This is a genomic window from Streptomyces yatensis, assembly GCF_018069625.1.
Lineage (GTDB): Bacteria > Actinomycetota > Actinomycetes > Streptomycetales > Streptomycetaceae > Streptomyces > Streptomyces yatensis.
In genome coordinates this window covers 5,814,269-5,831,928 of sequence record NZ_CP072941.1, presented here as the reverse complement: position 1 = coordinate 5,831,928, position 17,660 = coordinate 5,814,269, and the positions used below count along the sequence as shown (strand labels likewise).

General features: G+C 72.8%; 14 protein-coding genes. 7 read left to right on the top strand and 7 right to left on the bottom strand.

Translation table 11 applies throughout. The annotated features are described in order from the left end of the window. Positions 1-117: 117 nt before the first annotated feature. The gene (locus J8403_RS24550; RefSeq protein WP_211125043.1) at positions 118-1,503 is read right to left on the bottom strand and encodes a M64 family metallopeptidase; all 1,386 of its coding nucleotides are present in this window, start codon (positions 1,501-1,503) and stop codon (positions 118-120) included. Positions 1,504-1,654: 151 nt separating this feature from the next. Further along, on the bottom strand, positions 1,655-3,013 hold the full coding sequence (locus J8403_RS24545; protein ID WP_211125042.1) for an alpha/beta fold hydrolase: 1,359 nt from the start codon (positions 3,011-3,013) through the stop codon (positions 1,655-1,657). Positions 3,014-3,122: 109 nt separating this feature from the next. On the opposite strand from J8403_RS24545, the gene J8403_RS24540 reads away from it, so the two are divergent. From J8403_RS24540 to J8403_RS24530, 3 genes are all read left to right on the top strand, one after another. After that, on the top strand, positions 3,123-4,541 hold the full coding sequence (locus J8403_RS24540; RefSeq protein WP_211128407.1) for a helix-turn-helix domain-containing protein: 1,419 nt from the start codon (positions 3,123-3,125) through the stop codon (positions 4,539-4,541). A gap of 487 nt (positions 4,542-5,028) precedes the next feature. Then, positions 5,029-5,697 (top strand): response regulator, encoded by a 669-nt coding sequence (locus J8403_RS24535; RefSeq protein ID WP_211125041.1) that lies wholly within the window; start codon positions 5,029-5,031, stop codon positions 5,695-5,697. Then, a complete protein-coding gene (locus tag J8403_RS24530; protein ID WP_211125040.1) occupies positions 5,694-7,061 on the top strand; it encodes a sensor histidine kinase in 1,368 nt (455 codons plus the stop codon). Before J8403_RS24535 ends, J8403_RS24530 begins: the two co-directional genes overlap by 4 nt. A 149-nt stretch (positions 7,062-7,210) precedes the next feature. Here J8403_RS24530 and J8403_RS24525 read toward each other — a convergent pair whose 3' ends face one another. Next, positions 7,211-7,588 (bottom strand): STAS domain-containing protein, encoded by a 378-nt coding sequence (locus J8403_RS24525; protein WP_014061449.1) that lies wholly within the window; start codon positions 7,586-7,588, stop codon positions 7,211-7,213. Positions 7,589-7,899: 311 nt separating this feature from the next. Between J8403_RS24525 and J8403_RS24520 the strand changes: the two genes are divergently transcribed. Both J8403_RS24520 and J8403_RS24515 read left to right on the top strand, forming a co-directional pair. Next, positions 7,900-8,478, top strand: a complete 579-nt coding sequence (locus J8403_RS24520) for a sigma-70 family RNA polymerase sigma factor (protein WP_059143609.1) — start codon at positions 7,900-7,902, stop codon at positions 8,476-8,478. Then, positions 8,475-10,130, top strand: a complete 1,656-nt coding sequence (locus J8403_RS24515; protein WP_211125039.1) for a zf-HC2 domain-containing protein — start codon at positions 8,475-8,477, stop codon at positions 10,128-10,130. The genes J8403_RS24520 and J8403_RS24515 overlap by 4 nt, the downstream gene beginning before the upstream one ends. A 79-nt stretch (positions 10,131-10,209) precedes the next feature. On the opposite strand, the gene purU is transcribed toward J8403_RS24515, so the two are convergent. Together purU and J8403_RS24505 are read right to left on the bottom strand one after the other, a co-directional pair. Continuing rightward, positions 10,210-11,079 carry a formyltetrahydrofolate deformylase gene (gene purU, locus J8403_RS24510; protein ID WP_211125038.1) on the bottom strand — a complete coding sequence of 290 codons (870 nt, stop codon included), beginning with the start codon at positions 11,077-11,079 and terminating at the stop codon, positions 10,210-10,212. A 32-nt stretch (positions 11,080-11,111) separates the two neighbouring features. Next, on the bottom strand, positions 11,112-11,558 hold the full coding sequence (locus tag J8403_RS24505; RefSeq protein WP_059143611.1) for an SCO4402 family protein: 447 nt from the start codon (positions 11,556-11,558) through the stop codon (positions 11,112-11,114). 171 nt (positions 11,559-11,729) lie between these two features. On the opposite strand from J8403_RS24505, the gene J8403_RS24500 reads away from it, so the two are divergent. Then, positions 11,730-13,040, top strand: coding sequence for an ABC transporter substrate-binding protein (locus J8403_RS24500; RefSeq protein ID WP_211125037.1), 1,311 nt, complete (start codon positions 11,730-11,732; stop codon positions 13,038-13,040). A gap of 57 nt (positions 13,041-13,097) precedes the next feature. On the opposite strand, the gene J8403_RS24495 is transcribed toward J8403_RS24500, so the two are convergent. Continuing rightward, a complete protein-coding gene (locus J8403_RS24495; protein ID WP_211125036.1) occupies positions 13,098-14,774 on the bottom strand; it encodes a hypothetical protein in 1,677 nt (558 codons plus the stop codon). 320 nt (positions 14,775-15,094) lie between these two features. Further along, on the bottom strand, positions 15,095-16,492 hold the full coding sequence (locus J8403_RS24490; protein WP_211125035.1) for an NsdA family TPR-like regulatory protein: 1,398 nt from the start codon (positions 16,490-16,492) through the stop codon (positions 15,095-15,097). Positions 16,493-16,876: 384 nt separating this feature from the next. Between J8403_RS24490 and J8403_RS24485 the strand changes: the two genes are divergently transcribed. Then, positions 16,877-17,542 (top strand): bifunctional DNA primase/polymerase, encoded by a 666-nt coding sequence (locus tag J8403_RS24485; protein WP_211125034.1) that lies wholly within the window; start codon positions 16,877-16,879, stop codon positions 17,540-17,542. Positions 17,543-17,660: the final 118 nt, after the last annotated feature.

Here is a 17,660-nt window from a genome sequence, read left to right as displayed (position 1 = left end):
TGGGCGCCGTAGCGCTTCCGGCCTGTTGGATCTTGAGGCGAACCGAGCCTCAAAAGTGGGGCTGGGGCCGCCCCGCGGCGGGGGTCCACGGGGCGGCCAGTCAGGGGGTCGGAAGGGTCAGTTCGTGACCTTCCAGGTGCGGGAGTCCGTCAGCAGCTTGCGCAGTGCCGGGTCCTTCACCGCCTTCGTGCCGTCCGTCGCCTTCGCGGTGACGGTGTGGGTCTCCCCGTCGCCCGGGACGCCCAGCGTGGCCGGGGTGACGCTCGTCCTACCGTTCGCGGCGGTGACCTCCACCCCGTCCACGTACCACTTCAGCGACGCGCTCTTGGGGACGCTCACCTGGATGCCCGCCGACCGCTTGAGGGCGGTGGTGGTGGCCGTACGGCTGCTGAGCACGCTGGCGTGGCGGTTGAAGCCCGCGATCATCGCCTCGCGGCCGGGGAGGCTGAACTCCCGCCCCAGGGTGCGCATGATCGAGTTGTCGGTGGGGCGGTTGATGCCCTTGGGGTAGTAGCGGCCGCCCTCGTAGGCGCCGACCGTGCCGCCGTCGGGCGAGGTCTGGCCGATCCAGCGGTACCACTTCTTCTGCTGGGCGGTCATCTGCGCCGCGGTCAGCTTCGTGGCGTTGCCCTCGTCGGGCTCGGCACCGGTGTAGGTGCCGTACTCCGGGTAGAAGTACTCGTCGGCCAGTTTGCCGAGCGAGTGGCCGGTCTCATGGACCGCGATCTGGTCGGAGTCGGCGTGGTCGGAGGAGGCGGTGGCGATGCCGTCGTAGCCGACCTGCGAGGTGAGGGTGTAGCCCGCGCCGCCGTACTTGGTGGAGTTGCCCAGGACGACCACGAGATCGGCCGCGGGCGCCTTGGCCGCGTACGACTCGACCTTGGCGGTGTCGACGCACAGCAGCCGCTCGATGTCGTCGCACCAGAAGTACGAGCCGAGGGCGGTGTCCTTGACGACGTCCCTGGACGGGTCGCCGGAGACGCCGGACTGGTTGGAGACGGCGTCCACGGTCCAGACGTTGAAGAGGTCCTTGTACGAGGCGTACGGCTGCACGGCGGACATCTGGTCCCACTTGGAGCGCGCGTCGGCCTGGAAGTCCGCCTGCTGGCCCGCGGTGTAGCCGTCGCCGATGAAGACGACGTCCAGCTTGTCGGCCGTGGTGCCGTTGCCGATGAGCGAGGTGACCTTGCCGTCGGCGGCGGCCTCCTTGGCGGACAGCGAGCGGGCGGCGCGGTTCAGCCGCTCGGGGGCGGCCGCCGGGACCTCGGTGTGGCGGGGGTGGGCGCCCGGCCCGGTGAAGTACTCCACGTCCAGGGCGCGCTGCGAGGAGGCCGCGTCGGCCGGGCCGGACGAACCGGCCGCCCACCGCGGGCCGGCCGCTCCGGGCGAGGCGGTGGCCGGCCCGGTCATGGCTGCGGCCGCCGCCAGGACGATGCCTCCGGCGGCGGCCGCGGTGCGCAGGGAGATGCGGCTGCGTATGCGGCTCCGTATGCGTCTGCGCACGGTGACTCCCCAAGTCTTCGCGATAAGCGGCCAGTTAAGCAGGATTAATTCGCCGCTCAACCTAAGGGGTCCGGGGGTCGTGGGCAATGGTAATTAGGGAAGTGGCTAGGAAACCGGGCGCCGCACAACCATGTGGGGCCGCCACCGCTCCTCATCCCCTCGCGTCACGCACCAGCCACAACAGCCGGTCCAGCACCCGGCGGCCACCGGCCCGGATCCCGTCGTGCTCGAACTCGTCCGTCACCCAGGTGCGCAGGCCCCGGATCGCCCGCGCGGTGGCCAGGGAGTGCCCCGTGTCCACGTACAGGTCGTCGTGGTAGATCACGGCGGCCACCGGCACGGTGTTACGGGCCAGCCGCTCGGTGTCGTACAGCGGGCCCCAGCCGGTGCGCGCGGCGAGCAGCTCGGCGGTCTCGCGCAGCGGACGCAGCGCGGCGTGGGTGTCCAGCATCCAGGGGTGCACCGTCTCGCCCGTAAGGAGCACCGGGCGGTCCTCCGTGACCGCCTTACCGGCGTCGAACGCGGGGAATTCGGCGCGGACCCGCTCCGCGGACCAGTTCGTGGCCCGGCCGTCCTGGGCGTAGGTCGCCTCCAGCAGGAGGCTGTAGAGCGGGGTGGCGGCGCGCGAGAGGACGGCCGCCGCCTGCTCGCGGAAGGCGTCGCTCAGCCGCGGCCCGTCGGCGGTGGGGACGAACGCGTCCTCCAGGAGGTAGTGCAGCCGGTGCGATCCGTCGCCGGTGCCGAGCAGGAAGCCGAGCTGCTGGAGGGCGGGGACGGTGAGCCGGGACCCGTCCGTCAGGACCTCCTCGTGGTCGGCCAGATGCCGCACCAGGGCCCGGACGGTGTCCGCGTCCCGCGGATAGCGGGCGTAGTGGGCGAGGGTCTTGCGCTCCATCCGCGGATAGGCGGTCCGGTAGACGGCGTCCACGTCGGTGCCGGGGCCGATCGCGGGCAGTCCGCCGGCGATCAGGACCGCGTCGAGCCCCTCGGGCGCCTGGGACAGATAGCTCACGGCGCAGAAGCCGCCGAAGCTCTGGCCGAGGACGGTCCACGGGCGGTCCCCGATCAGCCTGCGCCGGATCAGCTCGCAGTCGCGGACGATCGCGTCGGCACGGAAATGGGAGAGGTACTCGGCCTGTTCCGCGGGGCCGCCGCGCAGCGGCAGGGTCTGGCGGTTGGCCGGGGTGGAGCGGCCGGTTCCGCGCTGGTCGAGGAGGAGCACCCGGTATTCGTCGAGCGCGCGGTCCAGCCAGCCGTAACGGCCCACCGGACGGTCCGCGCCGCAGCCGGGCCCGCCCTGGAGGTAGACCAGCCAGGGGAGCCGGTCGCGCTCGGCACCGGATTTCCCCGCGGCGACGACCTCTCGTGCGTAAAGCCGGATCAGCTCGCCCTCGGGAGCCTTATGGTCGAGCGGTACGTCGAAGTGATAGTCGGCGAGGAGCAGTTCCGGCTGACGGACGGTCGTCACGGCGCCCGGCCCGGCCGGTACCGCTGTGCTTGCCTGCTGCATCCTTCAATCCTCACGTTAAATGAAATTAGCCCGGCGCTTAAGCTACCGCCGGGGAGAAGAGGGCACGGTGGCCGACAGAAGCGCCGGTGACGGGCGGACGGCGGGAACGGTGACGGGGGCGGCCGCGGGGGCGGATTCGACCACCGAGATAGGGCGCCGGGTTCTCAGACTCCGTACGGAACGCGGCTTCACCCAGCGGCAGCTGGCCGAACCCGCCTACACCGCCGCCTATGTCTCCACCCTCGAGGCCGGGAAGGTGCGCCCCTCCGAGGCCGCGCTGCGCCATCTCGCGGACCGGCTGGGCGTCAGCTACGAGGAGCTGACCACCGGCCGCTCACCCCGTGACGCCACACGGCTGCGCGCCGCCGTCACCGACGCCCGGCGGGCCCTGGCCACCGGCGCCGCCGAGGACGCGGCCGAGCTCTTCGCGGAGGTGCGCGACGAGGCGGAGCGGCTCGGGTTCGCCGAGGAGCGGGGGGCGGCCCTGCTGGGGCTCGGCGACTGCGCGCTGGAGACCGGTGAACTCACCGTCGCCCGCGACCACTTCGAGGCCGTGGAGCGGCTGCTCGCCGGGGAGCCGCTGCCCCGCCGGATCCCCGCGATCCGCGGCCGGGCGGTGGCCCATCTCCTCGCGGGCGAACTGCGCTACTCCTGCTATCTGCTGGAGAGCGCCATCGACGAGCTCAACGCCTCCGGGCTGCACGATCCGTACGCACTGCTGCTGCTCTATACGGCGGCCATCGCGCCCTATATGGACATGGGGGCGCACGCCCGTGCCGTACGCGCCGCCGAGTTGGCGCTCGCGCTGGCCCCGAGCGTGGACGACCCGGGGCTCATCGCCCGGATGCACCGCGGGGTGGCCCGCACCCTGATCGCCGAGGGGCGCACCGCCGAGGCCGACGCCTCCCTGGCCAAGGCGCAGGAGCTGTACGAGCAGCTGCGCATCCACACCGACCTGGCGCACTGCCACTGGATGCGCGGCTATGTGCACGCCCAGGACGGCAATCTGGAGCGCGCCGAGCGCGAACTGCGCACCGCCCGGGACATGCTGGCCTCCAAGCGGGCCGCGCTGTTCACCGTGCAGGTCGAGGTCGAGCTGGCGGACGTACTGCGCCGACGCGGCCGTACGGCCGACGCGGAGGCCCTCTTGCTGCCGCTGCTGGCCCGCACCCCCGCCGAGGGGGCCGCGGACGCCCCCCGGGAGCCGGAGGCCGCGGCCGACGAGGTCGGGCTGACCGCGGACCGCGGCGCGGTCCACGCGGGCGGCGCCCACCGGCTGCTGGGCCTGATCGCGGACGAACGGGGCGACGCCGAGGCCGCGGAGGAGCACTACTGCGCGGCGCTGTCCCTGCTCGAACGCACCGGCGCGGCCGGTGACCTGGCCGACCTGTGCCGGCTGCTGGGCGATCTGCTGCGCCGGGAGGGCCGCCTGGAGGCCGCGATGGACGCCTACCGCACCGGGCTCGGCCACCGCGCCGCGCCCGGCACCACCACCCTGGGCCCGGCCCCCGCCGAGCCCCCCATGTGAGGCGTCCATCGGCCCTCCCCGCCCCCCGCCGACCGCCCACCCGGCCCCTCCCCGTACCTTCTCGGGGGGCCGGGCGGCGCCTGGGCCACCGGTCGGAGACCGGCGCCCGGGGCGCCGGTGGAGCGCCTGGTCGGGGCGCACCACATGGCGGGCGATCGGAGAAACGAGTCAGGCCGCCGCGTGTGGGGGTCGCGGCGGCCTGACCGCGGCAACACTCCGCCTGCCGTTTCCGCCGACCGCGCATCGGGAGGCACTCCGGCGCGTTCACGGGGCTGGGGTTTCGGGACGACCCCACGGGGTGATGCGGCTTGAGATCCACTCTGCCCGGCCGCGGCCGCCGGGGAAATCCACCATTGGGCGTCCGTCACCCCCGCCGGTCGGCGGGGGTGTTCCCGCCCACTGACGGAGCCAACCACTCCATATTCGCTCTCCGATGAGGCAGGCTGTCCGGGCAATGGGCATGACAGCTGAGGTGAGGGAGCGGCCGGTGATTCGTGTTGCTGTTGTGGACGACGAAGCGCTCGTACGATCCGGTCTGCGACTGATCCTGGGCACGGCCCCGGACATCGACGTGGTGGCGGAATGTTCCGGAGCCTCCGCGGTGGCCACGGTGTTGGGCAGTAAGGCCGATGTGGTCCTCCTCGACATCCGGATGCCGGATGCCGACGGGCTCACCGTGCTCAGACAGTTGCGGGCCGCGCCCCGCTCCCCCGCCGTGGCCATGCTGACGACCTTCGACGTCCAGGAGTACCTCGCGGCCGCGCTGCGCGCCGGAGCCGCGGGCTTCCTCCTCAAGGACACCGATCCGGAACAGCTCGTACGGGCCGTACGCACCCTCGCCGAGGGCGGCAGCGTCCTCGACCCGGCCGTCACCCGCGCCGTGATCGGCGGCTATCTCGCCGCCGAGGCGGAGACCACGGCCGCCGAGGCCGTCGAGGCGCTCACCCCGCGCGAACGCGAGGTGCTGGCCCTGCTGGGCGAGGGACTGGCCAATCCCCAGATCGCCGAGCGGATGGGGCTGGCGCCCAGCACCGTCAAGGACCATGTGCGGGCGGTGCTCGGCAAGCTGGGCGGGCTCAACCGCGTCCAGGCCGCGATCGTCGCCGACCGCGCCGGGCTCGTCACCAGCCGGCCGCCGATAGGCGGCGCCCGATGACCGTCTCCCCGCTGCCGCCCCGGAGTTCCTCGCCGGACACACCGGGCACGCCGGGCGCGCCCCCGGCGCCGTCCCCCGCACCCGCCTCCTCCGCCCCCTCCGCCTCCTCGCCGCCGTCCGTCTCCGCCGGCCGGTGGCGGCCGCCGCGCCGGGTCATGCGCTGGGGGTCGCTGATCGTCCCCGTCCTCCTCGCGGTGGCCGACGCGCTGCTCGTCAACGGCGTCACCTTCGGGCTGGAGCTCAACGTCTCGCTGGCGGCGGCCGCCGCGCTGCTGGTGCGCCGGCGGCTGCCCGCGCTGGTCTTCCTGATCACGCTGCCGGGAATCCTCATCGGCTACGTCTGGTTCGCGCCGATGATCGCCCTCTACACGGTGGCCCGGCTCCGCCCCAACCACCGGCTGCTGGGGATCTCCGCGCTGCTGCTGGCCGCCGCGCACTTCATCCCCTGGCCGGTCTCCGACTTCGAGCCGACCGCGTACCGGGAGAACACCCTCACCCTCATCGACGCGTGCGTGACCTCGGTGGGGCCCATCGCACTGGGCCTCCTGGTGCGTACGCGCGGGGAACTCGCCGCCCGGATCGAGGATCTGACCCGCAGCCGCCGCCATGCGGACGAGCTGATCGCCGAGCAGGTGCTGTCCACCGAACGCGCCCGGCTCGCCCGCGAGATGCACGACGTGGTCGCCCATCAGGTCAGCCTCATCAGCCTGCAGGCCGGGGCGGTGCAGATCAGCGCGGAGGACGCGAAGGCGCGGGAGGGCGCGCGGACGATCCGCGAGCTGTCCGTGCGGACCCTGGACGAACTCCGCCATATGGTCGGGATCCTGCGCGCGGCGGGCGGTGACCACGAGGAGCTGACCCCACAGCCCCGGCTGGCGGATCTGCCCCGGCTGATCGAACTGAGCGCGCTGAACGTCAGCTTCGAGACGGACGGGGCGACACGGCGCCCGGGCCATCCGGAGGCGGTGGAACGGGCCGCCTTCCGCATCGTCCAGGAGGCGCTGACCAACGTCCGCAAGCACGCGCCGGGGGCGCGGGTGACGGTACGGGTGAACGACGCGGAGGCCGAAGGCGCGGCTCAAACGGCGGCTGAGGAGGCGGCCCCATCAGCGGCCCACGGCGCGGCTCACGAGGCGGCCGAGAAAGCGGAGGAGACAGGGGGCCTGCGGGTCGAGGTGCGCAATGGCCCGCCCGACGCCTCCGCCGTGGCCCCGGGGCTGCCGGGCGGCGGTCACGGCCTGGTCGGGCTGCGGGAGCGCGCCCAACTACTGGGCGGCACACTGGAGGCAGGACCCACGGAGGAGGGCGGCTTCGTCGTACGGGCCGACTTCCCCAAGACCCCGCGCGTCACGGGAACGGCATGAGCGGGCCACGAACAGCCCTGGAACGGGGAGGCGGACGAACGCGCCTGGACGGACGAGTGCGCCTGGACGGACAGACGGGCGCGCCTGGGCGGACGGACGGCACAGCCGCGGATGAACGACCGCACCTCGCGGCACGTCCCGCGGAGCCCCTAGGCGGACAGCGGGTCGGCCGCCTCCTCGTCGTCCCCGTCCAGCTCCGTGGCGGCTCCCAGGTCGGGGTAGACGTCGAACAGCCGCCGCACCCCCAGGGCCGCCAGCACCCGGTGCACATGCGACCCGTGCGCGGCGTCCTGCGGCGGCAGGATCAGCCGCAGCCGACCCGAACACGACCGCATCAGCCGACGCGCCGCGATCAGTACGCCGACCCCGCTGGAATCGCAGAAGCGAACCTCCGAGAGGTCCAGAACCAGCCAGTGGCGGCCCTCGGCGACCGCGTCGTGGATGTGCTGCCGGACTGCGGGCGAGGTCACCAGGTCCATCTCTCCCGAGACCTGGAGAACGACCCACTCCCCCCGCCGGTCCTCCATCACCTTCAACGTCACGCGCCCGAAGCCCTTCGCTCGCCCCTAACCGGAATTTGCTGTTCACGGGCGGCTGCCCGCCCGTCGGCGCATGAAACTCCCCCAGGCATACGCCTTGAGGGACGACCCTATGCCGCGCCGAAGCGTTTCGTCTCCCCGTTGCTGCGCAAAGCGACCACGCCAATACCATGCGCGGCCGGTTTCTCGCGCACTTTGCCTGATGGACGCGTGTTGTGTGAGCAACCGGCATTACATTCGATATGAACGTGGGCATAGTGCCTGCAGGGCCGGCCGGACGACTCGGGAATGGGGGCCGCATGGCGAATGACGCACCGCCCCGCTGGGACCGCAGGATGCAACAGCGTCTGGCACGCGGCGAAGCGGCCGCACTCGCCGAGCTTTATGACCGATTCGCGTCACTTGTCCATAATCTCGCACATCGGGTCCTGGAGGACGAGACCGCCGCCGACCGCGTCACCCGGGAAGTCTTCGGCTACGTCTGGGAGAACCCGGACGCCTACGACCCCCAGCAGGGCTCGCTGCGCGCCTGGATCGCCATGCTCACCCAGCGCCAGGCGGTGCACCGACTGCGCGAGTCGCAGACCGCCCCGGTCGACGGGGGCACGCTCACGGCCGAGGCCCTGGAGGAGCGGATCCGCGAGGTGTCCGTGGCCGCCCGTGCCGACTACATCGTCACCTCGATGCCCGCCCCGCTGCGGGCCGCCCTGGAACTGGCCTACTTCGACCGCCGCGACTACCGCGAGGCCGCGGCCGCCCTCGGGGTGACCGAGGACGAGGCCAGGCGCCGCCTCCGGCTGGGCCTCCAGCTGCTCTCCACGGCCCATGTCCAGCCGCCCCGCGCGGTCTCGCCTCCCGGCTACGGACGGGCGCTGTGACCGGGCGCGGCGGGCCGGACCCGTACGACGACGCCTACGGCGAGAGCTCCGGCCCCGGGGACGGGGACGGAAGAGACGGGCCCGGACGGGGCAGCGATCCGGGTCTGCCGTCCCACCCCGCCGGGCCACCCCGCATACCGCCGCCGCGGTCGGCCGCCGAGGACAGCGGCCACTGGCCGGGCGCCCTGGACGGCGGCATCCCCGCCCCGCGCCCGCCCACCGCCGCCGAGACACCGGCGGGACGGGCACCGGAGCCCGCCCCGAAACCGGCCGCGAACCCGGAGCCGGAGCCCGCTCCTCGCCGCGAACCGGGCGACCCCACCCTGGGTCCCGACCCCGACCAGGAGCCGACCCCGGACCCCGGCCAGGAACCGGCCCTGAGCCGCGACCCGGCACCGGACCCGGCGCCGGAGCCGCCCGCCTCCGCGCCCCTGCCCGCGCCCGCACCACAGGTCGCGCCCCCGGCCGCACCACGGGTCGCGCCGCTGGCCGCACCACCGGTCGCGCCGCTGGCGGCGCCCACGCCCTCGGCGGCGCATCCGCTCTCGCACGATCTGCTGCGCTCGCTGCTCGGCGCCTGGGCGCTGACCGCGTGCTCGCCGGAGGAGACCGCCGCCGTCGAGGCGCATCTCAACCACTGCCCCTCCTGCGCCGAGGAGGCGCTGCGGCTGCGCGACGCCGTCGGGCTGCTGCACACCGAGCACAGCCTGGACCTCGATCCGATGCTCCGCTCCCGGGTGCTCGCGGGCTGTCTGGGCCGCCGTCCGGCCCGGATACCCATGCCCGGCTGGGCCGGTGCGTACGACGCCGAGGCCGCCCGGCTGGACGCGCTGCTGCGCGACATGGGCGAGGCCGAGTGGCGTGCGCCGGTGCGGCTGAAGTGGTTCGACGGACGGCGGCTCACCGGCCGGGACACCACCGTCGCCGGGGTGATCGGCCATCTGATGGTCGTGGACGGCATCATCGCCGCCTCCCTCGGCCTCCCCGATCCGCTCGGCGCCGACGCCCCCCGCTCGCCCCAGGTCCGTACGGAGGCGTACTGGCACCACGAGCCCGGCGCCTCGTACGGGGCCGGTCCGCCCGGGGCGGTACGGGAGTTGTGGCGTGAGCAGGGCCATGCCCTGGTCCGTACGGTGTCCTTCGCCGGGCGCGGGGTCGCGGAGCTCGACGTGCCGTACGGGGACTTCGCGCTGCCGATCCGCGACGCGTTCCTCGACCGTGCCCTCGAATGCTGGGTGCACGCCGGGGACATCGCCGAGGCCATCGACTACCCCTATGAACCACCGGCCTCCGCCCACCTCAGAGCCATGATCGACCTGTGTGCCCGGCTGCTTCCGGGGACACTGGCCGAGCGGCGCCGGGCCGGGCTCGCGGCCCCGCCCCGCCGGCTGGTCGAGGCGGGCACCCCGGGCCGTACGCTCCATCTGCAGGTGGAGGGCACGGGCGGCGGCGACTGGTACATCGCGCTGGACTCCCCGGCGGCGGTGGCCTCACCGGAGGAGGCGGTGGCGACGATCGCCCTGGACCAGGAGGCGTTCTACCTGCTGGCGTCCGGGCATGTGCCGCCCCAGGAGGCGGCCGCGGGCCTGTCCGGGGACACCGAGGCGATCCGGGACGTCCTCTTCGCCGCCGCGTCCCTCTCGCGCCTCTGAGCCGCCCGACTTCCGAGTCGGCCGAAGGGTCCCGAAGGGTTCCAAGGGGTCCCGAAGGGTTCCAGGGGGTCCCGAAGGGTCAGCCGAAGACGACCGTACGGTGGCCGTTGAGCAGCACCCGGCGCTCGCTGTGCCACTTCACGGCGCGGGCCAGCGCCTGGCACTCGACATCGCGGCCGACCGCCACCAGCTGGTCCGGGGTCAGCTCATGGCCGACGCGCTCGACCTCCTGCTCGATGATCGGGCCCTCGTCGAGATCGGCGGTCACATAGTGGGCCGTCGCCCCGATGAGCTTGACCCCGCGCGCATGCGCCTGGTGGTACGGCTTGGCGCCCTTGAAGCTCGGGAGGAAGCTGTGGTGGATGTTGATGATCCGGCCCGACAGCTCCTTGCACAGGTCGTCCGAGAGCACCTGCATATAGCGGGCCAGCACCACCAGCTCGACACGCTCCGTACGCACCAGGTCCAGCAGCCGGGCCTCGGCCTCCTGCTTGGTGTCCTTCGTCACGGGCATGTGGTGGAACGGAATCCCGTAGGAGCCGACCAGCTCCTCGAAGTCCGTGTGGTTGGAGACCACGGCCGCGATCTCGACCGGCAGCGCGCCGATCCGGGACCGGAAGAGAAGATCGTTCAGGCAGTGCCCGAACTTGCTGACCATGAGCAGAATGCGCATCTTGCGATCGGCGCGATGGATCTCCCAGTCCATCCGGAAGGACTCGCCGACCGCCGCGAAGCTGGCCCGCAGATCCTCCACCTTCACCGGCGAGACGGCGCGGAAGGCCACCCGCATGAAGAAGAGCCCGGTGTCGCGGTCCCCGAACTGCTGGCTGTCCTCGATATTGCAGCCGGTCATGAACAGATAACTCGACACGGCGTGCACAATGCCCTGCTTGTCAGGACATGACAGCGTGAGGATGTACTGGTCGGGGACGGAATGCGGCTCGCTCATGACTCCATAGCGTCCCACACCCGCGACATCGTTCAGACCGCCTGCGTCATGATCGCCAGTACTTCGAGGGTGCGCGGCGGCACATCCGGGTCCTCGCCGTCGTTGGTGGCCAGCCGCACATGGGCCTCGCGGGCCGCCCGTACGGCCTCCGGCCACCCATGGTGTTCGAGGTACGCCGAGACGAGGGCGTCCGCGCCCACCTGGTGCATGATCCTCAGCACCCGCAGCACGGCGACATCGACCAGCGCCGCCTCCTGCGAGTCACGGAAGATCGTGCCGACGTACTTCTCGGCGGACCAGTTGTCCAACCAGGTGTCCTCGACGAGCCGGTAGACGGCGTCCGTCACATCCCCGTACCCGGCCTGGCCGGCCAGCCAGCACTCCTGCTGAAAGACGGGATCCGAGAGCATGTGCAGCGCCGAGCGCACATTGGTGCGCCAGCGCCACCAGGGCATGTCGTTGACAGGCATGCCTCCCATGGTGGTCGAGCGACGGGCGCGACGGGAAGACTTCTCCGAACCTTGCACAATCACCGATCGTACGTTCTTCACACATAGCGACGGATCGGCCCCCGGAGTTCACCTCTATGACACCGTTCATTGTCTTGTCATAGCTGCGCCGTTCCTCACGACGGGACAGGCTCGCGTGTCATGACCGGTCGGCGACGCCCTTCCTCCCGCCCCTTCCGAGCCGCCGTCGCGGCACTGTGCACGGCGGTCGGTGCGTCGCTGCTGACCGGCTGCGGCGGGGTGCTGTCGAGCAAGAGCGACAGCGACCCCATCACCGTCATGACCTGGGCCCCGGAGGGCACCAAAGCGACCAATATGCCGGGAATGCCCGCAATGGCGAAGGCATTTGCCCGCTGGGTCAACGACTCCGGTGGCATCCACGGCCGCAAGCTGCAGGTCGTCACCTGCAACGAGCGCAACGACGCCGTCCAGGCCGCCCGCTGCGCCCAGCAGGCCAAGGACGAGAAGGCCGTCGCGGTCGTCGGCTCGTACAGCCAGTACGGCCGGGCCTTCATCTCGCCGCTGGAGGTCGCCGGCATCCCCTACATCGGCGGCTACGGCGTGACGCAGGAGGAGTTCGACAGCCCGTACTCCTATCCGGTCAACGGCGGCCAGGCCGCCCTGCTGGTGGGCAACGGCCGTCAGCTGGCCTCCCGCTGCGAGCGCACCGCGCTCGTCCGTCCCGACACCATCGCGGGCGACGAGCTCCCCCAGCTCCTCAACACCGGCCTGCGGGCGGGCCAGCGCGACGCCGCCCATGACGTCCGCGCCCCCGAGGGCGCGGGCGACTACAGCGACCAGGCCGCCACCGCCCTGAAGAGCGTCGGCGCCGACAGCTCCCTCGGCAGCGCCGCCCAGGGCGCGGCCCTGGACAGCTCCTGCGTCACCGCGGCGCTCGGCAACCGCACCGGCACCTTCTTCGACTCCTTCCGCCGGGTGCAGGAGAACCATCCGAAGGTGCGGATCGCCTCCATACTCGGCGGTGTCCGGCAGTCCCTCATAGACTCCACCGGCGGCAGCTCCAGCCCCCTGGAGGGCACCTACGCCACCGGCTGGTACCCGGCCGGGGACGATGCGCGCTGGAACCCCATGAAGAAGGTCATCAACAAGTACGCCTTCGACGACAACCGCATCGACCCGGCCGACCCCGGTACGCAGACCACCTGGATCGGCTACACCGTGCTGCGCTCGGTCCTGATGTCCCTGCACGCCGACGACATCAGCGCCCGCACCGTGCGCAACGCGCTGGACAACGGCCACGCGGTCAACACCGGCGGGCTGACGCCGACGCTGCGCTGGGGCTACGACGACACGCTGCACGTGCCCAACTACTCGCGGATCGTCAACGCGGACGTCACCTACCAGATGGTGCGCGACGGCCGGCTGGTGGCGGTGCGCAAGGGATTCGTCAACGTGTCCAAGATCCTGGAGCGTTACCACCCGGCGGACTGAGCCGCTGACACCCGGCGGGACGGGCCGGGGACGGCGGCGCCGCCCCCGGCCGTCCGGTCACAGCTCGGTGGCCTGGTGCGCGGTGAGGCCGTACTGGGAGGCGATCGGGTTCCACAGCCCCGAGGCCGTTTTCTTGGCCTGGGTCGCCTCGCCGCTCGCCCGCTCGGCCGCCCCGACCCGGGGTGTACGGCGGGCCTTGCCCTTGGGGCAGCCCCTCTTGCCGCCGACCTGATCGGCCCAGGCCGCGTACTCGTTGTCGGCCCTGGCCGAGGACTTCCACGCCTTGGTGAGAGCCGCGGTCAGCCGCGCGTTGTCGGGCAGCTTGTCCACCTTCAGCTTGCCCAGCCGGGTGACCAGGCCATTGCGCTGGCCCGCGGCCGTCCGCAGATCCGATGCCGCCGTGGACAGGTCCTTGCAGGACTTGATGTTGTCCACGGCCTTGATCACCGACGCGCGGCTGTTGTTGCTGTCGGCGAGCAGCGCGTCCAGGGCCTTCGCCTGCGGCTCGGCGGGGTCGGCGGATTTGGACGGCTCGTCCTCCCCGGCGCTCGGCGAGGAGCTGCTCAGGGTCGAGTTGTCCTTCTTGTCGTCGTCGCCGCCCATGCTGAGCGCGGCTCCGGCGGCGAGCCCGGCGATGCCGCAGCCCGCCACCACGATGCCGATGAGCATGCCGCGCGACATCCGGCGCCGCCCACCACCGCCGCCACCACCGGAGCCCGGCGACGGCTGCGGCTGCGGAAAGTCCGGGGCGAACTGCGGAAGCTGCTGGGTCTCCTGGGCGCCGCCGCCACCGTCACCGCCGCCGTCACGGAACAGACCGTCGAACTCCGAGGGCGGCGGCCGGTCCCCGGGGCGGCCGGGACGGATCGCGTACGGGGCGCTGCCGGGCCGCTCCGGGACGTTCGCCGCGGACGCGGGCACGGGCGCGTACGGCGCGGGTGCGGGCGGCGTGGGCGGGAGCACCGCGGTCTCTTCCGCGGCGGCCGGCTGCCGGTGGGCGCCCCGCTGACCGGGGCGGACGGCGCGCAGCTGGGTGGTGGACTCGGCGGGCGACTCGGGCCGGTTCTCCGGCGGCAGCGGCGCGCTCTTGACCGGGGCGAGCGTGGTGGTGGGGGTGTCCAGAGGCGGCGGGGCCTCACCCGGGACCGGGGGTATGAACTGGGTCGCGTCGGCGTCCCCGGCGGGCTGCGGCGGCAGTACCTGGGTCTCGTCGGCGGCCTGGTACGGCGGCTGAGCGGGTCTCTGGGGGGCCGGCCAATTCTGCTGCTGGCCGTAAGGCTGTCCCTCGGGCGCCCCGTAGGGCTGCCCGCCAGGCGATCCGTAAGGCCCGTCGGGCGACCCGTAAGACCCGTCGGGCGACCCGTAAGACCCGTCGGGGGCCCCGTAAGACCCGCCGGGGGCCCCGTAGGACCCCTCGGGCGCCCCGTAGGGCTGTCCCCCGGGCGGTCCGTAAGGCTGCGCCCCGGGCGGCCCGCCGTAGGTCTGTCCCTCGGGCGGTCCGTAAGGCTGTCCTTCGGGAGGCGGCGGCGCGCCGAACTCCCCCTGCGGCGGCGGTTCCGGAGCGCTCTGCGGCCCCCAAGGCTGCCCCCACGCCTGTCCCCCGGCCGGGGCCGCCTGGTGGCCGTCCGAGGGCTTGTAGTCCCCCTGGGCAGGCAGCACAACCCCCTCGCGCACAGGCTGCGCGGGCGGGACCGCGGGAAGCCGCGGCTCATTCCCCTGACCGCTCTGTGTCACCGGGACTCCTTGGTTATACGGGACTACGGAATCGTCGGCTCACGCTACCGGTTCCCCAGACGGCGCGATGCCCATGAGCCCATGGGGACGGCGAGAGACTGGTCACCGCGACAGGGGGCACACCGCCGCGACCAGGGGCGATATGAACCCCATCCGTACCCCCGGTAATCACAAGGCAACGCACACCCCAACGCACATCTCCCGCGCACGCGCCTCATCAGACCCACCGACACCACACGCACCAGCGGCCACACCGCGACACGCCCCATAACTCCCGCGCCCCGCCGGGCCCCACAACGCCCCCGCGCCCAGCGGAGGTCTCAGGCGACCTGCATCTGCAGCCGCGCCCCGAACTCCCGCACCACCGGCTCGTCCCGATACGGCTCCAACCGCTGCTGGAAGTCGTCCAGATACTCCGCCCCCCGGTTGGACCGCAACGAGCCCAGCAGATCCACCGCCTGGGTGCCGACATGGCACGCCTGCTCCACGTCGCGCTGCTGCACATGCGCGGTGGCCAGCAGCAGCAGCCCGATCGCCCGCCGTCGCACCCGCCCCTCCGCAAGCCCCTCCAGGGCCTCCTCGGCGCGCCGCCGGGCCTGTTCGGCCTGGCCCAGGTCGCGGTGACAGTGGGCCAGCTCATCGGCGAGATAGGCGTGGTCGAAGTGGCGGATCCAGATGGGGTCGTCACCCGTGACGGAGCCCGAACCGCTCCCCACCGCCCGCTCCAACGCGTCCAGCGCGCGCCCGGCCGCGGACTGGCAGGCCCGGGCGTCCCCCATCAGGGCGTGGCCACGCGCCTCGGCCGCCAGGAACATCGATTCGGCGCGCGGCGGCACCTGGCCGCGCGCGCCCTCCTGCGCGGCCTTCGCCAACTGGGCGATCTCCCGGGGATTCCCGAGCTGGGCGGCGAGATGGCTCATGCTGGCGGCGAGCACATAGCCGCCGTAACCCCGGTCCCCGGCGGCCTGGGCGAGCCGCAGGGCCTGGATGTAATAGCGCTGGGCGAGACCCGACTGCCCGGTGTCGACCGCCATATAGCCCGCCAGCTCCGTCAACCGAGAGACGGCCGCGAACAGTTCACGCCCGACCGCCTCGGTGTACGAGCCGGCCAGCAGCCCGGAGACCACGCTGTTCAGATAGTGGACGACGACGGGGCGCACATGGCCGCTGCCGTAGCGGTGGTCCAGATCGACGAGGGCGTCCGTGGTGGCCCGCACCGCCGCGACGTCCGAACGCCCCACCCGGGCACCCGCGGTGCGCGCGACCTGGGTGTCCGCACCGGTGATCAGCCAGTCGCGGCTGGGCTCGACCAGCGCGGAGGCGGCGACCGTCGAGCCGCTGAGGAAGTCGCGGCGCCCCACATCGCTGCGCCACAGCTCGCAGACCTGCTCTATCGCGCCGAGGACGGTGGGCGAGAACTGCAGACCGACCCCGGAGGCAAGGTTTTTGCCGTTGGCCATGCCGATCTCGTCGATCGTGACCGTGCGGCCCAGCTTGCGGCCGAGCGCCTCGGCGATGATGCCCGGCGCCCGGCCCCGGGGCTGCTGGCCACGCAGCCAACGGGCCACCGAGGTCTTGTCGTACCGCAGATCGAGACCGTGCTCGGCGCCGCACATATTGACCCTGCGCGCCAACCCGGCGTTGGAGCAGCCGGCTTCCTGGATGAGCGCCTGCAGCCGTTCGTTCGGCTGCCGCGCCACGAGCGGCCTAGCGGCCATGGCGTTACCCCCTGTGACTGCTTGCGTCCTCGGCGTATCCGTCTCTGTTGCTGAGTGATGCCCCGCAGATATCGCAGGTATACGGCGAATGCGGAACTTGCCCGTATTGACCGCATCGACCGCATCGTTCGCGTACGGCGCCGATACGAGTCCGGGACCGCCCTCCCCCTGGCGCCGCGGCATGGCCGCCGGACACTCGCACGCCTGTCACGCATGGTGGTTACCCGCTTACGGAGCCGCAACCCCACACGCGCCCCCGACTGTGCACCCATGCGCCCCGCCGTGCCGTCCCCGCGCACCCCGGGCCCCCAGGCGGCCCGCCCGTGCGGGGGTCCGGCCGTAACCCCCGTTGACGGCGGAAGTTGTCCTTGCGTGGAAGAGACCATGGACGTGACAGGACCATCGCGACTCCCGGCGGGAACCTCGCAGATCCCTCAGCAGCGCGGGGAGCGGCTGCGCGACGCGGCGGTGCGATATGCCGAGGAGCGGCATTGGGACGTGCTCTCCGGCGCCTGGCTGGAGACCGTGGACGGAGTGGAGCGCTGCTCCTGCGGAACCGCCGACTGCCCGGCCCCCGGCGCCCATCCGACCGGCCGGGACTGGGTGAACCAGGCCACGGGCAGCGCGGTCGTGGTCCGCCGCATGTGGGCCAGGGCGCCGCGCGCCTCCATCCTGCTGCCCACCGGCCGCACCTTCGACGCGCTCGACGTACCGGAGTCGGCGGGCTGTCTGGCGCTCGCGCGCATGGAGCGCCGCCAGGTCGAGCTGGGCCCGGTCACCTGCACCCCCGGGCGCAGGATGCTCTTCTTCGTCCTCCCGGGCGCCGCCGCCAAGGTCCCCGACCTGGTGCGGAATCTGGGCTGGCCGCCGAACGCGATCGACCTGACCGCGCGCGGCGAGGGCGACTATGTGGTCGCGCCCCCGACCCGGGTGGGCCTGCGCGGCCCGATCCAGTGGGCCCGGCGACCCACCGCCGCCAACCGCTGGCTGCCCGACGCCCAGGAGCTGGTGAGCGCCCTCGCCTACGCCTGCGGCCGCGAGCGCCGCTGACACCCCCGGGACGCTGATACCCCTGGCCCGCCGACACTCCTGGGACGCTGACGCCCTTGGGACGCCGACACTCCTGGGACGCTGACGCACCGCGCCCCCGGCACCCCGCACCGCTGCG

Excerpts from the sequence above, each read along its gene's own strand:
- J8403_RS24500 (WP_211125037.1), top strand. The coding sequence starts at position 11,730 with ATGACCGGTCGGCGACGCCCTTCCTCCCGCCCCTTCCGAGCCGCCGTC.
- J8403_RS24530 (WP_211125040.1), top strand. The coding sequence starts at position 5,694 with ATGACCGTCTCCCCGCTGCCGCCCCGGAGTTCCTCGCCGGACACACCG.
- purU (WP_211125038.1), bottom strand. The coding sequence starts at position 11,079 with ATGAGCGAGCCGCATTCCGTCCCCGACCAGTACATCCTCACGCTGTCA.
- J8403_RS24525 (WP_014061449.1), bottom strand. The coding sequence starts at position 7,588 with ATGGAGGACCGGCGGGGGGAGTGGGTCGTTCTCCAGGTCTCGGGAGAG.
- J8403_RS24520 (WP_059143609.1), top strand. The coding sequence starts at position 7,900 with ATGGCGAATGACGCACCGCCCCGCTGGGACCGCAGGATGCAACAGCGT.
- J8403_RS24490 (WP_211125035.1), bottom strand. The coding sequence starts at position 16,492 with ATGGCCGCTAGGCCGCTCGTGGCGCGGCAGCCGAACGAACGGCTGCAG.
- J8403_RS24545 (WP_211125042.1), bottom strand. The coding sequence starts at position 3,013 with ATGCAGCAGGCAAGCACAGCGGTACCGGCCGGGCCGGGCGCCGTGACG.
- J8403_RS24505 (WP_059143611.1), bottom strand. The coding sequence starts at position 11,558 with ATGGGAGGCATGCCTGTCAACGACATGCCCTGGTGGCGCTGGCGCACC.
- J8403_RS24485 (WP_211125034.1), top strand. The coding sequence starts at position 16,877 with ATGGACGTGACAGGACCATCGCGACTCCCGGCGGGAACCTCGCAGATC.